The organism is Streptomyces sp. NPDC045021 (assembly GCF_056432645.1).
This window is the reverse complement of the sequence record NZ_JBWKIQ010000006.1, coordinates 315,627-331,195: the sequence shown is the minus strand read 5'-3', so window position 1 is coordinate 331,195 and position 15,569 is coordinate 315,627. Positions and strand designations below refer to the sequence as shown.

The window sequence follows — 15,569 nt, the reverse complement described above, 5'->3', positions numbered from 1 at the left end:
CAGCAGTGATGCCCCACAGACCCACTGGAGACAACTTGGGAGTTCCCTGAGAGATCCCGATTCACCTTGTAACTGCCCAGTCCCGGCACGGAGGCTGAACCGACTGCAGAGATCTGTGTTCGGCGGTACACGTCGGCAGCGAGTGAAGGAGCTGGGACCGTGGCCTCATTGGCACGTTGGTGCTTCAGGCGCAAATGGCTGGTGATCGGGTTGTGGGTGCTCGTGATGGCCGGTTTCGGCGGCGCGGGCGGCGCCGCCGGGAGCGCCTACGCCAACGTCTTCGAGCTGCCGGGCACCGAGTCCGCGCAGGTCCTGAAGCTGATGGACAAGGCCTTCCCCGACCAGGCCGGCGAGACCGACAACATCGTCTGGCACGTGGACCAGGGCTCCGTGCGGGACACCGCGGTCCAGCAGAGGATGACCGCCACCCTCCAGAAGATCAAGAGCGACGTGGCCGACGTCGGCACCGTCGCGAGCCCGTATGCCCCCGAGGGCGCGGCGAAGATCAGCAAGGACGGCAGGACCGCCTACGCGGCCATCACCTTCACCAAGCTCGGCAACGAACTGGACAAGGAGCAGACGAAGAAGCTGATCAGCATCGCGCACGACGCGGCGGGCAACGGTCTGGAGGTCGAGGCCGGCGGCCAGGCCATCCAGATGGCCGAGCAGCCCCCGCAGGGTCTGAGCGAACTGGTCGGTGTCGCGGCCGCGGCCGTCGTCCTCTTCCTCGCGCTCGGTTCGGTGTTGGGCATGCTGATGCCGATCATCACCGCGCTGTTCGCCATCTTCACCGCCTCGTCCGCGATCATCCTGCTCAGCCACGGCATGGCCGTCGCCGACTTCGCACCGGTCCTGGCCATGCTCGTCGGGCTGGGCGTGGGGATCGACTACGCGCTGTTCATCGTCACCCGGCACCGTAAGGGCATCCTGCGCGGGCTGACCCCGGAGGAGGCCGCCGTGACGGCGGTCAACACCTCGGGGCGCGCCGTGCTCTTCGCCGGCGGAACGGTCTGCATCGCGCTGCTCGGCATGTTCGCGATGGGACTGAGCTTCCTCAACGGCGTCGCCATCGCCGCCTCGCTGACCGTCATCCTGAGCGTCGCCGCGGCCATCACCCTGCTGCCCGCGATGCTCGGTGTCCTCGGCAACCGCGTGCTCTCCCGCCGCCAGCGGCGCAAACTGGCCGCGAACGGCCCGGAGGCGAAGTTGGCCACCGGTGCAGCCGCCCGCTGGTCGTCGTTCGTGGAGCGGCACCCGAGGGTGCTCTCCGTGATCGCCATCGCGATGATGGTCACCCTGGCCGTGCCGGTGCTCTCCCTGCGCCTCGGCTCCTCCGACCAGGGCAACAACAAGGACACGACGACGACCCGCAAGGCGTACGACCTCCTCGCCGACGGGTTCGGCGCGGGCTTCAACGGTCCGCTGACGATCCTCGCCGAAGTGAAGTCGGACACCGACAAGGCCGCGGTGCAGACCCTGGTCGGCAAGCTCAACGCGACCAAGGGCATCACCTTCGCCGCCGCGATGCCGATGAAGCCGGGCGCCGACATCGCCGTCATCCAGGCGGTGCCGAACAGTTCGCCGCAGGACAAGTCGACGTCGGACCTGATCGACCATCTGCGCGACGACGTCGTACCGGCTGCCGAGAAGGGCAGCACGATGCACGCGTACGTCGGCGGCCAGACGGCCATGTACAAGGACTTCGCCTCGGTCCTGATGGGCAAACTGCCGGTCTTCGTCGCGGTGATCATCGCGCTGGGCTTCGTCCTGCTGCTGATCGCCTTCCGCAGCCTCGTCGTTCCGCTGACGGCCGCGGTGATGAACCTCGCGGCGGCCGCCGCGTCCTTCGGGGTACTGGTCGCGGCCTATCAGTGGGGCTGGGGCGGCGATCTGCTGCTCGCCAGCCGCGAGGGGCCGATCGAGGCGTTCCTGCCGGTGATCATGTTGTCGCTGCTCTTCGGTCTCTCCATGGACTACCAGGTCTTCCTGGTCAGCCGGATGCACGAGGAGTGGGTGCACACCAAGGACAACGCACGGGCGGTACGGGTCGGCCTGGCCGAGACCAGCCGGGTGATCAACTCGGCGGCCGTCATCATGATCTGCGTCTTCGTCGCCTTCGTCCTCAACGGGGAACGCGTCATCGCGATGTTCGGCGTCGGGCTCGCCGGGGCGGTCGCGCTCGACGCGTTCATCCTGCGGACGGTGCTCGTCCCCTCGCTGATGCACATGTTCGGCAACGCCAACTGGTGGCTGCCGGGGTGGCTCGACAAGCGGCTGCCGCACCTGGCGGTCGAGGGCGCGCCGGACGACGACGCCCCGGTGGGCGGTGTCGTCGTCCCGCTGCAGAAGGCCGGCGGCCCGTCCGTACGCGGCACCGTCCGCGGGTCGTTCGGACTGCCGATCCCGCGCTCGGAGCTGACCCTGATCGCCGCCGACGGCCGCCAGGTCGGCCGGATCACGGCGGACGACGACGGTACGTACAGCCTGCCGACGCCCGGCAGCGGCTCGTACGTGCTGGTCGCCAACGCCGAGGGGCACCACCCGCAGACGGCGAGCGTCATGACGTCCGACCGTCCGGTCGAGTGCGATCTGCGGCTCAGCGGCACCGGAACCCTCACCGGCACGGTGCGCACCGCGAAGGGCCAACCCGTCGACGACGCGCGGGTCGTGCTCCAGGACGCGGACGGCAAGGAGGTCGGCGTCGTCCACACGGGCAAGGACGGCGGCTACGCCTTCGCCAACCTCTACCCGGGCCGCTACACCCTGCTGACGATGGGCTACCCGCCCTTCCCGGCCACGGTCACGGTGGGCAGTGGTGAGGACGGCGACGGTGGCGACGACCTCGACCTGGAGCTGAGCCACTCGCGCGACTGACCGGCTCCTCTCCCCGGAACGCCGGGCGGGCCTGAGAAATCAGGCCCGCCCGGCGTTTTTCTTTTCTGCCGAGACTTGCGGTTGAACGCGTTCAAAAATAGGGCTACAGTCATGCCTGTCAGAAGTTTTGAACACGTTCAAGTCTCTTGCAAAGGGATGGACCATGGACCTCACGGTCGTCGCGTACGTCGTCTACCTGCTCATCAGCATCGGGCTGACCATCTGGGTCGCGCGCACCCTCAGCACCAACGGGCGGATCTTCCTCGCCGACGTGCTGCACGGCAACGAGAAGCTCGCCGACGCCGTCAACCACCTCCTGGTGGTCGGCTTCTACCTCGTCAACTTCGGCTTCGTCGCCCTGTACCTCAAGGGCGCCGACACGGTCGAGAACGCCCGCGGCCTCTTCGAGGCCCTGTCGGTCAAGCTCGGGGTCGTCCTGCTCGTCCTCGGTGTCCTGCACCTCGGCAACGTCTACATCCTCAACAAGATGCGCCGCCGGGGCATCATGGAGAAGGAGCAGATCCCGCCGGTGCCGCCGCAGGGCTGGGCCACCCCCGCCACCCCGGCGCTCTGAACACCATGGCCGCCGACGCCACCCACGCCGCGGAGGCTGCCCCCCAGGGGGCAGCGGCACCCGCACCGGCCTACCGGGACGCCCGCGTCCCGGTTCGCCGGCTGACCGTCCTGTACGACGCCGACTGCAAGCTCTGCACCTTCGTACGGGGCTGGCTCGCCCGGCAGCGCCAGCTCGTCCCGCTGGACCTGGTCCCCGCCTGCTCCCCCGAGGCGCGCCACCGGTACCCGGACCTCGACCATGCCGCGACCCTGAGCCGGATCACCGTCATCGGCGACCAGGGGCAGCTCTACACGGGCGACGCCGCCTGGATCGTCGTCCTGTGGGCGCTCGCCGAGTACCGTCCCACGGCCCACCGCTTCAGCACCCCGGTCGGGGCGCCGCTCGCCCGCGCCGCGGTCCTGGCGGCCGCCAAGTACCGCGCGGCGACGAGCCCGTACGACGGCTGGGGCACCGCCCGGGCCGACACCGGGCGGCCGGTCCTGCCGGCCCATGAGGACTGCGGCGATGCGTGCCGGCACGGCGGTTAGGCTCACCCTCGTGGAAGAAACTGACCGCAGCCCGTCCGAGGACGCCGTCCCGGCCGCCGAACTGCCAGGCGGCCGGGCGCGACCGAAGACCGACAAGAGCGAGCTGACCCGGGCGCTCATCCTGGACACCGCGATGCGGATGTTCCAGGAGCGCGGCTACAACAAGACGACGATGCGGGCGATCGCGACCGAGGCCGGGGTGTCGGTCGGCAACGCCTACTACTACTTCGCGTCGAAGGAGTTCCTGATCCAGGGCTTCTACGACCGGATGACGCACGAGCACGCGCTCGACGCCCACGCCAAGATGGCCGGCGTCACGGACTTCTCCAAGCGCCTGGAGATCGCCCTGACCTCGTGGGTGGACTGCGCCGCCCCGTACCACGAGTTCGCGTCGCAGTTCTTCCGCACGGCGGCCGACCCGGACAGCCCGCTCAGCCCGTTCTCGAACGAGTCGCACCCGGCGCGGGCCACCGCCGTCGCCATCTTCGACGAGGTGCTGAACGGTTCCGAGCTGGCCCCCAAGCTCGACGCCGAACTGGCCGAACTCCTCCCGGACCTGCTCTGGCTGCACCTCATGATCGTGGTGCTGTACTGGGTCTTCGACCGCACCGACGACACCGAACGCACCCGGAACTTCGTCAAGCGGTGCACTCCGCTGGTGGCGAAGGTCGTCAGCCTCTCGCGCTACCGGGTGTTCCGGCCGCTGGTCAGGGACGCCAAGGGGCTCATCCACGACTTCATCCTGCCGACGTTCATCTCGGCCCAGAAGTCGTCGGGGGGCGCGGGTGCGGGTGCGGGTTCGGGTTCGGGCGCGAAGGTTTCGGCTACGGCCGGCGCCGGCGCCACCGAACCCGTCGAACCCGTCGCGAAGGCCCCCGCCAAGCGGGCGGCGAAGCGCGCCGCGAAGCGGGCGTCACGCGCGCAGTGACACCAGCTTCACAATGGTGATGTCCGACGGCGCCCCGACCCGGACCGGCGGGCCCCAGGCGCCCGCACCGCGGGTCACGTACAACTGCGTGTCGCCGTACCGGTCGAGGCCCGCCACCGTGGGGTTCGCCAGCTCCGCGATGTAGTTGCCCGGCCAGAGCTGGCCGCCGTGCGTGTGCCCGGAGAGCTGCAGGTCCACGCCGTGCTTCACCGCTTCGTGGATCATCACCGGCTGGTGCGCGAGCAGGACGGCGGCCCGGGTCCTGTCCCGGTCGTCGAGCGCCTTGCCGTAGTCCGGCGCGGCATGGTGGTCCGCGCCGGAGATGTCGTTGACGCCCGCGAGATCGAAGCCGGGCAGCTCCACCCGGGCGTTCTCCAGCGGGTGGACGCCCAACTCCCGCACGAAGTCGACCCACGGGGCCGCGCCCGAGAAGTACTCGTGGTTGCCGGTCACGAAGTACGAGCCGTGCCGGGCCCGCAGCTGGGCGAGCGGCTCGGCGGCCGGGCCCAGATCGGCGACGGTCCCGTCGACCAGGTCGCCGACGATCGCCACCAGGTCGGGGCGCGCGCCGTTGATCGTGTCGACGATCCGCTGGGTGTGCGACCGCCCCAGGATCGGTCCGAGGTGGATGTCGCTGACCACCGCGATCCGGTAGCCGTCCGCGCGTGCGGGCAGCTTCGCCAGGGGCACGGTCACGTTCTTCAGCCGGGGGCCGCGCAGGACGCCGTACGTGCCGTAGCCGACGATCCCGGCGGCCGCGGCGACGGACGCGACGGCGACGGTGCGGGCGACGAACTGCCGCCGGGTGGCGTCGGCGGCCGGTCCGTCGGCGTCGGCCGGTGTGTCGGCGGCGGCCGGTGTGTCGGCTGCCGCTGTGGCTGCCGCCGGCGGCGTTGCCGCCGGCGGAACAGTTGCCGGAACCGCCGCCGGAACCACTTCCTCCGGTTTTGTCCTGGCCGCCGCCCGGCGGTCGAGGGCGCGGCGCAGCAGGGGCCGTACCGCCTCGCCCACCAGCAGCGCGAACGTCAGATAGATCAGCACCGCGAGCCACATGTAGCCCGGCCAGGCCAGCCACCGTTCGCCCGTCAGCGGCAGCTCGCGGCCGCCGACCAGCGCGCCCAGGCTGGTCAGCGGGAGGACGAAGGCGAGCACCGTCCCGATGCGCCGGTACCAGCCGCCCGGCGCCGACACGTCGCGGACCAGTCGCCGCCACAGGTACCGGTGCAGCGCGGCGAGCAGCGCCAGGACGGCCAGCGCGCCCAGGACGAAGACGACGATCACTAAACGGAGGCCGTGTCGGAGGGGCGCGCTTCGGCGGTGGTCCCGGCTGCGGTCCCGGCAGCTTCCCGCTTCAGGACCCGCAGCGACCGCAGCCCGAGCGCGCCGATCGCCGTTCCCAGCAGGAACGAGGTGATCGCGAGCGTCAGGTGCACCCAGAAGTACGCCGTCGGGGAGCCGTTGTCGAAGGCGAGCCCGCTGACGTCCTTCCACAGGTTCTTGACGAAGGTGGTCCAGACGATCCAGGACCACACACCGAAGGCGACCAGGAACCAGGAGACGGGGCGGTTGAGCTTCATACGTCCAGTATGGAGACTCCCGCACGGCAACGGCCGACAGGGTCCGGATGGTTCCACCTCGGGGGCGTGCGAATCCTCACTCGTCCGCAGGACAACCGAAGGGCGCGCGTTCCGCCACCAGGCCTGTACGTTCTGCTGGTGTCCAAGCCTGCACGCGTCTTCCGCCGTTCCCTGCTGGCCCTGTGCGCCGCTGCCCTGGCGTCCGGTCCGCTGCTCGCGTCTCCCGCCCACGCGGACGGCAGAACGAAAGAGCCGGTACCTCCGGCCAGTATGTCGACAGTCGGCGGCGAACGGCTCGGGGTGCCCGGCACCCAGGTCCAGCCGGAGGCCGGCAGCCCGCCGCTGCCGAAGCTCTCCGCCCGTTCGTGGATCGTCGCGGACGCGTCGACCGGCGAGGTGCTCGCCGCGCACAACGCGCACTGGCAGCTGGCTCCCGCCAGCACCCTCAAGATGCTCTTCGCCGACACCGTGCTGCCCAGGTTCCAGAAGACCCAGGTGCACACGGTCGCCGACTCCGACCTGCGCGGGATGGGCGAGGGCAGCAGCCTCGTCGGCATCAAGGAGAAGCTCAGCTACACGGTCCACGACCTGTGGCTCGGGGTCTTCCTGCACTCGGGCAACGACGCCGTGCACGTCCTCGCCACGATGAACGGCGGCGTCGACAAGACCGTGCAGGAGATGAACGCCCAGGCCAAGGAGTTGCAGGCCGACGACACCCACGTCGTGTCGCCCGACGGCTACGACATGCCGGGCCAGGTCAGCAGCGCCTACGACCTCACGCTCTTCGCCCGGTCGGGGATGAAGAACCCGGACTTCCGCGAGTACTGCGCGACGGCCAACGCCCAGTTCCCCGGCGACTACGTGAAGGACAAGGCGGGCAAGCCGACGAAGGTGCGCGGCACCTTCGGCATACAGAACACCGACCGCCTGCTGACCGGCGCCGACGGCGTCCACCGCTACCCGGGCCTGCTCGGCGTGAAGAACGGTTACACCACCAACGCGGGCAACACCTTCACCGGCGCGGCCGAGCGCGACGGGCGCACCCTGCTGGTCACCGTGATGCACCCGGCCGCGGGCAGCGGCACGGTCTACAAGGAGACGGCAGCCCTGCTGGACTGGGGCTTCAAGGCCGCCTCCACCGTCAAGCCCGTCGGCACCCTCGTCCCGACGCGGAGCGCCGCCAACGCCAACGCCCCCGCCAAGGACACCAAGGACACCCGGGGCCCGGCACAGGCCACGGTCACCAGCACGTCCGGCTCGACCCGCCTCTGGACCGCCGCCGCCATCGCCGCCGGCGCACTGGCACTGGCCACCGCCCTCGTCCTCCTGATCCGCCGCCGCCGAACCCCCCAGCCCCTACCGCTCACCCCCCACCGCAACCCCCACGACGAAATCGTCGACTGACCGACGGACTGTCCCATCCCCCCGGGACGCACCCGGGCCGGACGTGTCAGGACGGGTGGGCGGGTTCGGGGTGGTCTTTGGCGGGTGCCGGTTCGCCGGGGGGCTGGGGGTCTGCCGCGGGGGCGTCGTCCTTGGGCGGGACGGCTGTCCAGGCGGCGCAGAACAGGAGGAGTTTGGCCATGAAGTTGATCCAGAGCAGCAGGGCGACGGGGACGCCGAACGCGCCGTACATGCTCTTGGCGGCGACGTTCCGCAGGTAGCTGCTGAGGACCAGCTTGAGGAGCTCGAAGCCGATGGCGCCGACGAGGCCCGCGACGACGACCCTGCGGCGCGGGGGTTCGACGCCGGGCAGGAGGGTGAGCAGGACGACCAGGAGCACGAAGTCCGCGACGACGGCGATGCAGAAGCCCGCGGCGGTGAGGAAGAACCGGCCGGGGCTGCTGTGTTCAAGGCCGAGGTGGTCGGCGGCCCAGCCGACGGCGGCGGTGGCGAAGCCCGAGGCGGCCAGCGAGACGACGGCGGCGGCGCCGAGGCCGAGCAGGATCCCGAGGTCCTTGAGCCGGCTCAGGATCGGGTTCTCGTCCTCGTCGTCCTTCTCCCAGACCGCGCGCAGGCAGTCCCGCAGCGAGGCGACCCAGCCGAGGCCGGTGAAGAGCAGCAGCGCGCCGGCGATGAGGCCGATGGTGCCGGCGTTGGCGACCAGGCCGTTGATGTCGAGTTGGTCGGAGATGCCGGGGACCTGCTCGGAGACCTTCTTCTGGATGTCCTGGAGCTGCTGGTCGGAGAGCAGGGCCGCGCCGATCGCCGCCGCGACGGTGATCAGCGGGAAGAGGGAGAGGAAGCTGGTGAAGGTGACGGCCGCGGCCAGCCGGCTCCAGTGCACTTCCTGGAGGTGCTCGAAGGAGCGCCAGGCGTGGGTCCGCATCAGCCGGCTGATCCACGGGCCGATCCACCGCAGTTTCGTCAGCCACTCCATGTGATCCACTCCATGTCTGCGCGCCTACCCTCCGTCAGCGCGCGCACTCCTGGGACGAGGACGGTCCGGGCCGTCCGAAGACGAAGGTCCGCGTTCCCCAGAAGCGCAGCGCGGTGGCCAGTGCCATGCCGATGCCGGCGCCCGAGATCACATCCGCGCGCGGGTCGGTGAGCCCGAGGACGTAGTGCGACAGGGCGAGGCACAGGAGCTGTACCACCGCGCCCGCCACGTTGAACGCGAAGAAGATCCCGTACTGGCGGGCGCGGCTCACGGCGGGCGGGCGGCCGCGGTAGGTGCCCAGCGCGTTGCCGGCGTACGCGACCGTGCAGCCGGCGAGGAAGGACAGCGCCTTGGCGGTGAGCGGCCCGAAGCCGCCGGGGCCGCGCAGCCAGATGAACAGGCCGAGGTCGACGGCGTAGGCGGCGGCGCCGGCCATCGCGAACCCGAGGATCTCGGAGCGCAGCGTCGAGGAGCCGCCGTGCTCCTCGCCGCGCATCGCCCCGCGCTTCGCCCGCCGCCGCAGGCCGTACGTCACAGCTCGGCCACCGCGAGGGCGTAGAGCACCGCCCAGCCGAGGGCGATGACGAGCAGCGGGCGGTCGTGCAGCACCACGTCCTCCGGCGCGCCGGCCGCGCCCGCGTCGGCGAAGACGGCGTAGCGGAGCACCGACAGGATGAACGGGATCATGGACAGCTGCCGCCAGGGCAGTGAGCCGGTGGCGGCGGCGCCGGTCTCCATCGCCCACATGCCGTACGCGAGGACCGCCACCCCGGCCGCGAGCTGCCAGACGAACCGCAGATAGCCGGTGGTGTAGGCGGTCAGCAGGGACCGCGAGGCGCCCGCCTCGCCCTCGGCGCCGGACATCAGGAGCAGTTCCGAGTAGCGCTTGGCGGCGACCATGAAGAGCGCGCCGAACCCCGAGGTGATCAGGAACCAGCGCGACAGGTCGATGTCGAGGGCGAAGCCGCCGGCCATCGCGCGCATGAGGAAGCCGGTGGTGACGACGACGAGGTCCACGACGAGGACGTGCTTGAGCCGGAGGCAGTACGCGAGCTGCATGACGAGGTACGCGGCGAGCAGCCCGGCGGTCGCCACGTTGCACAGCACGTACGCGGCGACCGGTGCGAGGACACCGAGCAGCGCGCCCGCCGTGTACGCGACCGGCACCGGGAGCCGGCCGCTGGCGACGGGGCGGTGGCACTTGACCGGGTGGGCGCGGTCGGCCTCGGCGTCGCGCGCGTCGTTGACCAGGTAGACGGCGGACGCGCAGGCGGTGAAGAGCGCGAAGACGATGCCGAGCTGGATCAGCCCGTGGTGGGACAGGAGCCGCCCGGCGGCGACCGGCGCGGCGAGCACCAGGCCGTTCTTGACCCACTGCCGCGGCCTGGCGGTACGGACCAGGCCGCCCGGCAGGCCCGCCACCGTGCGCAACATCCCGGCGGCGGGGGCGGGGCGCGGCGGACGGGGTGCCTCGTCGAGGATCGCCGAGGTGGGCTCAGCCATGGGATCCGCCTCCCGGAGCCGGCACTTCAGGGATCCCCAGGTCACGGACCCCCACGTCACGGACCCGCACCTCACGGACCCCCACGTCACGGATCCCCACACCCGGGGTACGTGCTCCCGGGGACCGTGCTCCCGGGGACCGTGCTCCCGGCGCACCCAGCGACCAGGCCCGGCCCAGTCGGGCGGTGGCGGCGCCCAGCGCGGCGCCCGCGGCGACATCGCTCGGGTAGTGCACGCCCACGACCAGCCGCGACACGCACATGCAGGCGGCCACCGTCGGGAACGGGTCGAACAGGCGGAACGGGCCCGGCAGCAGCGCGCCGAAGGCGACGGCCGCGGCCGCCGACGACGCGGCGTGCGAGCTGGGGAAGCTGTGCCGGCCCGCGGTGCTCACCAGGGGCCGCACGCCGGGCAGTTGCGGGCGGGGCCGGCGGACGACCCGTTTGACGCCCATGCTCGCCAGGTGCGCGGCGCCGACCAGGGCGGTGGCCCGCAGCCAGGCGCGGCGGCGCGGCCGGTCCACGGACGCGCCCGCGAGCCCGGCGGCGAGCCACAGCGCGCCGTGCTCGCCGCTCCAGGACAGGGCCCGCGCGGCGCGGGCGATGTGCGGGCCGTCGCCGCACCGGTGCAGCGCGGTGAGCAGCCGGCGGTCCGCGTCCGACACACGCTCGGACGCACGGGACGCGGCGGAGTCCGGAGTTCGCACCGTCGGGTTCTCCCTCGTTCGTGGCTCCTCCCCCTCCAGAACAAAAGGGATAGTGATTTAATATGCCCACTTATTGCTTCTGACTCACCATCAGTCACCCGTTTCAGTGACAGACACGTCATATACGGTCATTCATCACTTGTCGGGCGATACGGTCACCCGTATGCCTGCACCCTCCGCCCTGAGCACCCCCGTCTCCGGCTGGGGCCGCACCGCGCCCACCACCGCACACGTACTCCGCCCGCGCACCTACGAGGAAGCGGCCGAAGCGATCCGGGACTGCGGAGGCCGCGGCGCCATCGCCCGCGGGCTCGGCCGGGCGTACGGCGACGCGGCGCAGAACGCCGGCGGCTCCGTCCTCGACATGACGGGCCTCGACCGGATCCACGAGATCGACGCCATCAACGGCCTGGTGGTCTGCGACGCCGGGGTGAGCCTGCACCGGCTGATGCAGATCCTGCTGCCGCTCGGCTGGTTCGTACCCGTCAGCCCCGGCACCCGGTACGTCACGGTCGGCGGGGCCATCGGCACCGACATCCACGGCAAGAACCACCACGTGTCGGGGTCGTTCACCCGGCACGTGCGCGCCATCGAGCTGCTCATGGCGGACGGCGGCACCCGCCTGGTCACACCCGAGGACGAGCCGGACCTCTTCTGGGCGACAGCCGGCGGCATGGGCCTGACCGGTGTCGTGCTCGCCGCGACGATCCAGCTGCTGCCGGTGGAGACCTCGCTGATGAGGGTCGACACCGAACGGGCCACCGACCTCGACGACCTGATGGCCCGGCTCACCGCGACCGACCACCGCTACCGCTACTCGGTCGCCTGGATCGATCTGCTCGCCCGCGGCGCGAAGACCGGCCGCGCCGTCCTGACCCGCGGCGACCACGCCCCGCTCGACGCCCTGCCGCCGCGCGCCCGCCGGGCACCGCTCGACTTCCGGCCCGGCCGGCTCCCCGGCGCCCCGCGCTTCGTACCGGAAGGGCTGCTCGGCCGCGGCACCGTCGGACTCTTCAACGCCCTCTGGTACCACAAGGCGCCCCACGAGCGGCGCGGCGAACTGCAGAAGCTCTCGACGTTCTTCCACCCGCTCGACGGGGTGCCGGACTGGAACCGGATCTACGGGCGCAGCGGCTTCGTCCAGTACCAGTTCGTCATCGGCAACGGGCAGGAGAGCGCGCTGCGCCGCATCGTGGAACGGATCAGCCGCCGCGGCTGCCCGTCGTTCCTCGCCGTGCTCAAGCGGTTCGGCGAGGCCGATCCGGGCTTGCTCTCCTTCCCGATGGCCGGCTGGACCCTCGCCCTCGACATCCCCGCGACCATGCCGGGCCTGGACACCTTCCTCGACGTCCTCGACGACGAGGTCGCCGCCGCCGGCGGCCGCGTCTACCTCGCCAAGGACTCCCGGCTGCGCCCCGAACTGCTGCCCGGCATGTACCCGCGGCTCGACGCCTTCCGGCAGCTGCGCTCCGAGCTCGACCCCCGCGGGGTCTTCACCTCGGACCTCGCCCGCCGCCTGGCCCTCTAGATCGTGTCGTCACCGTCCCCGGCCCCCGGGCCCGCTAGGTCGTGTCTTCAAAGTCCCGTCTGGCCGGCGGGGTCTGGCACGCACGCTCGCGGCGTTGTCGTCGGTCGCCGATGGCCCCCAGCTACCGCTGGGAGGTGCCCCCACCGCATGGACTCCCTCCTCCGCCTTGCGACCGCACGCACCAGACCCCGCCGCGCCCCCGCCCTCCGGGCGGACGACGCTACTTTGAAGACACTCCCTAGGAGCTCCCCGCAGTGAAAGACGCCTTCGGCACCCCCCAGTCCCTGCTGATCCTCGGCGGCACCTCCGAGATCGCGCTCGCCACCGCCCGCCGCCTCGTCGGGCGCCGCACCAGGACCGTCCATCTGGCGGGCCGCCCCTCCCCCGCCCTCGACGCCGCCGCCGAGCATCTGCGGTCGCTGGGCGCGGACGCGCACGTCGTGCCCTTCGACGCGCTGGACACCGTGTCCCACGAGGAAGTGCTCGGCAAGCTCTTCACCGAGGGCGACATCGACATGGTGCTGCTCGCCTTCGGCGTGCTGGGCGACCAGGCCCGCGACGAGCGGGAGCCCCTGTCGGCCGTCCATGTCGCGCAGGTCAACTACACGGGGGCGGTCTCCGCCTCCCTGGTGTGCGCGAGCGCGCTGCGGCGGCAGGGGCACGGCTCGCTGGTCGTGCTCTCCTCGGTGGCCGGCGAGCGGGCCCGGCGGAGCAACTTCGTCTACGGGTCGAGCAAGGCGGGCCTGGATGCCTTCGCCCAGGGCCTCGGCGACGCGCTGCACGGCTCGGGCGTGCACGTGATGGTCGTCCGGCCCGGCTTCGTCCGCACGAAAATGACGGCGGGGCTGCCGGAAGCGCCGCTGGCCACGACTCCCGAGGCGGTCGCGCAGGCCATCGAGACCGGCCTGCGGCGTCACTCCGAGACGGTGTGGGTGCCCGGCGCGCTGCGCTTCGTCATGTCGGCGCTGCGGCACGTGCCGCGCACGCTCTTCAGGAAGCTGCCGGTCTGAGGGCCGACGATCCCGTCAGGGGATCAGGGGGGATCAGCGGGGCGTTGTGGTGGCGCGGGCGCCCTGCTGGTGCGGAACGGCACCACAGGTGTCGATGCCGAACGGGTACTCGCGCATCTTGCGCCAGACCCCGTCACCGCCCTGCTCGTACAGGGCGAAACCGGTGGCCGTCCACGTCGCGGTGAACTCCGCGAGCTCCGCGTAGGCCCGGTCCATCGCCTCCTCGGCGATGCCGTGCGCGACGGTCACATGCGGGTGGTACGGGAACTGCAGCTCGCGCACGACCGGCCCGGACCGCACCTCGCCCTGCAGCTCGGTGCACTCGCGGGTGCCGTCGGCCAGGTGCACGTAGACCACCGGGGAGAGCGGACGGAAGGTGTCCGTGCCCTCCAGCCGCATCGGGAAGGGCCGACCGGCCGCCGCGACCTTCGCGAGGTGGCGGCGCAGCGCCGGGAGGTCACCGGAGTCGATCTCGGTCGGCGGCAGCAGCGTGACGTGCGTGGGGATGGCGTACGCGGCCGGGTCGCCGAAACCCGCGCGCGCCTCCTGGAGCAGGCGCCCGTAGGGCTCCGGGACCGCGATCGAGACTCCGATCGTGCTGGTCCCCACTGCGTTCACCCCTCTTCCCCGGATCACGGGCGCCTCGCGGGCGCTGTTCGGTCTGCTCTCAGTGTGACGCGTGCGCGGGTCGCGCCGCGAGCGTCGTCGGACACACTCTGCCGGGACCTCGGACCCGTTCACCGCCCCCACCGGACCCTTTCGGGACGGCGCTGCGCCGGTGCTCGGGAGTGTTTCAGTGCTTCGCGGGCAGGAAGCCAATGCGGTCATACGCGCTGGCCAGCGTCTCCGCGGCCACGGCGCGCGCCTTCTCCGCACCCTTGGCCAGGACAGCGTCCAACGTCTCCGGGTCGCCCAGGTATTCCTGCGTGCGCTCCCGGAACGGTGTGACCCACTCCACAAACTGCTCAGCGAGGTCCGTCTTCAGCGCACCGTAGCCCTTGCCCTCGTACCGCTGCTCCAGTTCCGCGATTCCGGTACCGGTGAGAGTGGAGTAGATGGTGAGGAGGTTGCTGATGCCCGGCTTGTCCTTCTCGTCGAAACGGACCACGGTGCCGGTGTCGGTGACCGCGCTCCTGATCTTCTTCGCCGAGACCTTCGGCTCGTCGAGGAGGTTGATCAGACCCTTCGGGGACGACGCCGACTTGCTCATCTTCGCCGTCGGGTCCTGCAGGTCGTAGATCTTCCCGGTCTCCTTGACGATGTACGGCGCCGGGACGGTGAACGTGTCGCCGTAGCGGGTGTTGAAACGCCCCGCCAGATCGCGGGTCAGCTCGACGTGCTGCCGCTGGTCCTCACCGACCGGCACCGCGTCCGCCTGGTACAGCAGGATGTCCGCGACCTGCAGGATCGGGTACGTGAAGAGGCCCACGGTCGCCCGGTCCGCCCCCTGCTTCGCCGACTTGTCCTTGAACTGCGTCATCCGGCCGGCCTCGCCGAAACCGGTCAGGCAGTTCATCACCCAGCCGAGCTGCGCGTGCTCCGGCACATGGCTCTGGATGAAGAGCGTGCAGCGGTCCGGGTCCAGGCCCGCCGCCAGCAGCTGCGCCGCCGCGAGGCGGGTGTTGGACCGCAGCTCGGCGGGGTCCTGCGGAACCGTGATGGCGTGCAGGTCCACGACCATGTAGAACGCGTCATGGGTCTCCTGGAGCGCCACGTACTGGCGGATCGCACCCAGGTAGTTCCCCAGGTGGAAGGAGCCTGCGGTGGGCTGGATACCGGAGAGCGCGCGCGGACGGTCGTTGGCCATGCCGTCATTCTCTCAGGTCGCCCGGGCACGATCACCCCCCTCCCCGGCACCGCCGCGCAGTCGCGCCCCGACCAGCTGTCTCCGCAAGGTTTCATCGCATTGCGCCCGACCGACGATAGAAAGGGGCGTCACCCCGCCCCGAGGCAACAACT

General features: G+C 71.2%; 14 protein-coding genes and 1 pseudogene. 7 read left to right on the top strand and 8 right to left on the bottom strand.

Annotated elements, in window-relative coordinates; all coding sequences use genetic code 11:
• Nucleotides 1-159: 159 nt before the first annotated feature.
• From AC07DC_RS20725 to AC07DC_RS20710, 4 genes are all read left to right on the top strand, one after another.
• Nucleotides 160-2,874, top strand: coding sequence for an MMPL family transporter (locus AC07DC_RS20725; RefSeq protein ID WP_478915844.1), 2,715 nt, complete (start codon nt 160-162; stop codon nt 2,872-2,874).
• Between the two features lie 163 nt (nt 2,875-3,037).
• Nucleotides 3,038-3,448 (top strand): hypothetical protein, encoded by a 411-nt coding sequence (locus tag AC07DC_RS20720; protein WP_478915843.1) that lies wholly within the window; start codon nt 3,038-3,040, stop codon nt 3,446-3,448.
• A 5-nt stretch (nt 3,449-3,453) separates the two neighbouring features.
• Nucleotides 3,454-3,978, top strand: coding sequence for a thiol-disulfide oxidoreductase DCC family protein (locus AC07DC_RS20715; RefSeq protein ID WP_478915842.1), 525 nt, complete (start codon nt 3,454-3,456; stop codon nt 3,976-3,978).
• Nucleotides 3,979-3,988: 10 nt separating this feature from the next.
• A complete protein-coding gene (locus AC07DC_RS20710) occupies nt 3,989-4,906 on the top strand; it encodes a TetR/AcrR family transcriptional regulator (RefSeq protein WP_478915841.1) in 918 nt (305 codons plus the stop codon).
• On the opposite strand, the gene AC07DC_RS20705 is transcribed toward AC07DC_RS20710, so the two are convergent.
• Together AC07DC_RS20705 and AC07DC_RS20700 are read right to left on the bottom strand one after the other, a co-directional pair.
• Entirely contained in the window at nt 4,892-6,187 is a 1,296-nt protein-coding gene (locus AC07DC_RS20705; RefSeq protein ID WP_478915840.1) for a metallophosphoesterase, read from the bottom strand. The genes AC07DC_RS20710 and AC07DC_RS20705 overlap by 15 nt on opposite strands.
• Nucleotides 6,187-6,483, bottom strand: a complete 297-nt coding sequence (locus AC07DC_RS20700; RefSeq protein WP_478915839.1) for an SCO4848 family membrane protein — start codon at nt 6,481-6,483, stop codon at nt 6,187-6,189. The genes AC07DC_RS20705 and AC07DC_RS20700 overlap by 1 nt, the downstream gene beginning before the upstream one ends.
• Before the next feature lie 138 nt (nt 6,484-6,621).
• Between AC07DC_RS20700 and AC07DC_RS20695 the strand changes: the two genes are divergently transcribed.
• On the top strand, nt 6,622-7,887 hold the full coding sequence (locus AC07DC_RS20695) for a D-alanyl-D-alanine carboxypeptidase family protein (protein ID WP_478915838.1): 1,266 nt from the start codon (nt 6,622-6,624) through the stop codon (nt 7,885-7,887).
• A gap of 46 nt (nt 7,888-7,933) precedes the next feature.
• Here AC07DC_RS20695 and AC07DC_RS20690 read toward each other — a convergent pair whose 3' ends face one another.
• The 4 genes and pseudogenes from AC07DC_RS20690 to AC07DC_RS20675 form a co-directional block, all read right to left on the bottom strand.
• Nucleotides 7,934-8,863 (bottom strand): YihY/virulence factor BrkB family protein, encoded by a 930-nt coding sequence (locus tag AC07DC_RS20690; protein WP_478915837.1) that lies wholly within the window; start codon nt 8,861-8,863, stop codon nt 7,934-7,936.
• 34 nt (nt 8,864-8,897) lie between these two features.
• On the bottom strand, nt 8,898-9,359 hold the full coding sequence (locus AC07DC_RS20685) for a GtrA family protein (protein WP_478915986.1): 462 nt from the start codon (nt 9,357-9,359) through the stop codon (nt 8,898-8,900).
• Nucleotides 9,360-9,394: 35 nt separating this feature from the next.
• Nucleotides 9,395-10,366, bottom strand: a complete 972-nt coding sequence (locus AC07DC_RS20680; protein ID WP_478915836.1) for a decaprenyl-phosphate phosphoribosyltransferase — start codon at nt 10,364-10,366, stop codon at nt 9,395-9,397.
• 154 nt (nt 10,367-10,520) lie between these two features.
• Nucleotides 10,521-11,030, bottom strand: a pseudogene (locus AC07DC_RS20675) (phosphatase PAP2 family protein); the annotation flags it as partial.
• 205 nt (nt 11,031-11,235) lie between these two features.
• Between AC07DC_RS20675 and AC07DC_RS20670 the strand changes: the two are divergent.
• Entirely contained in the window at nt 11,236-12,600 is a 1,365-nt protein-coding gene (locus AC07DC_RS20670) for an FAD-binding oxidoreductase (RefSeq protein WP_478915835.1), read from the top strand.
• 254 nt (nt 12,601-12,854) lie between these two features.
• The gene (locus tag AC07DC_RS20665) at nt 12,855-13,610 is read left to right on the top strand and encodes a decaprenylphospho-beta-D-erythro-pentofuranosid-2-ulose 2-reductase (protein WP_478915834.1); all 756 of its coding nucleotides are present in this window, start codon (nt 12,855-12,857) and stop codon (nt 13,608-13,610) included.
• A 33-nt stretch (nt 13,611-13,643) separates the two neighbouring features.
• On the opposite strand, the gene AC07DC_RS20660 is transcribed toward AC07DC_RS20665, so the two are convergent.
• Together AC07DC_RS20660 and trpS are read right to left on the bottom strand one after the other, a co-directional pair.
• Nucleotides 13,644-14,219: a 2'-5' RNA ligase family protein gene (locus tag AC07DC_RS20660; protein ID WP_478915833.1), complete on the bottom strand. Its 576-nt coding sequence runs from the start codon at nt 14,217-14,219 to the stop codon at nt 13,644-13,646.
• 184 nt (nt 14,220-14,403) lie between these two features.
• Complete coding sequence (gene trpS, locus AC07DC_RS20655; protein WP_478915832.1) at nt 14,404-15,417, bottom strand: tryptophan--tRNA ligase; 1,014 nt, start codon at nt 15,415-15,417, stop codon at nt 14,404-14,406.
• Nucleotides 15,418-15,569: the final 152 nt, after the last annotated feature.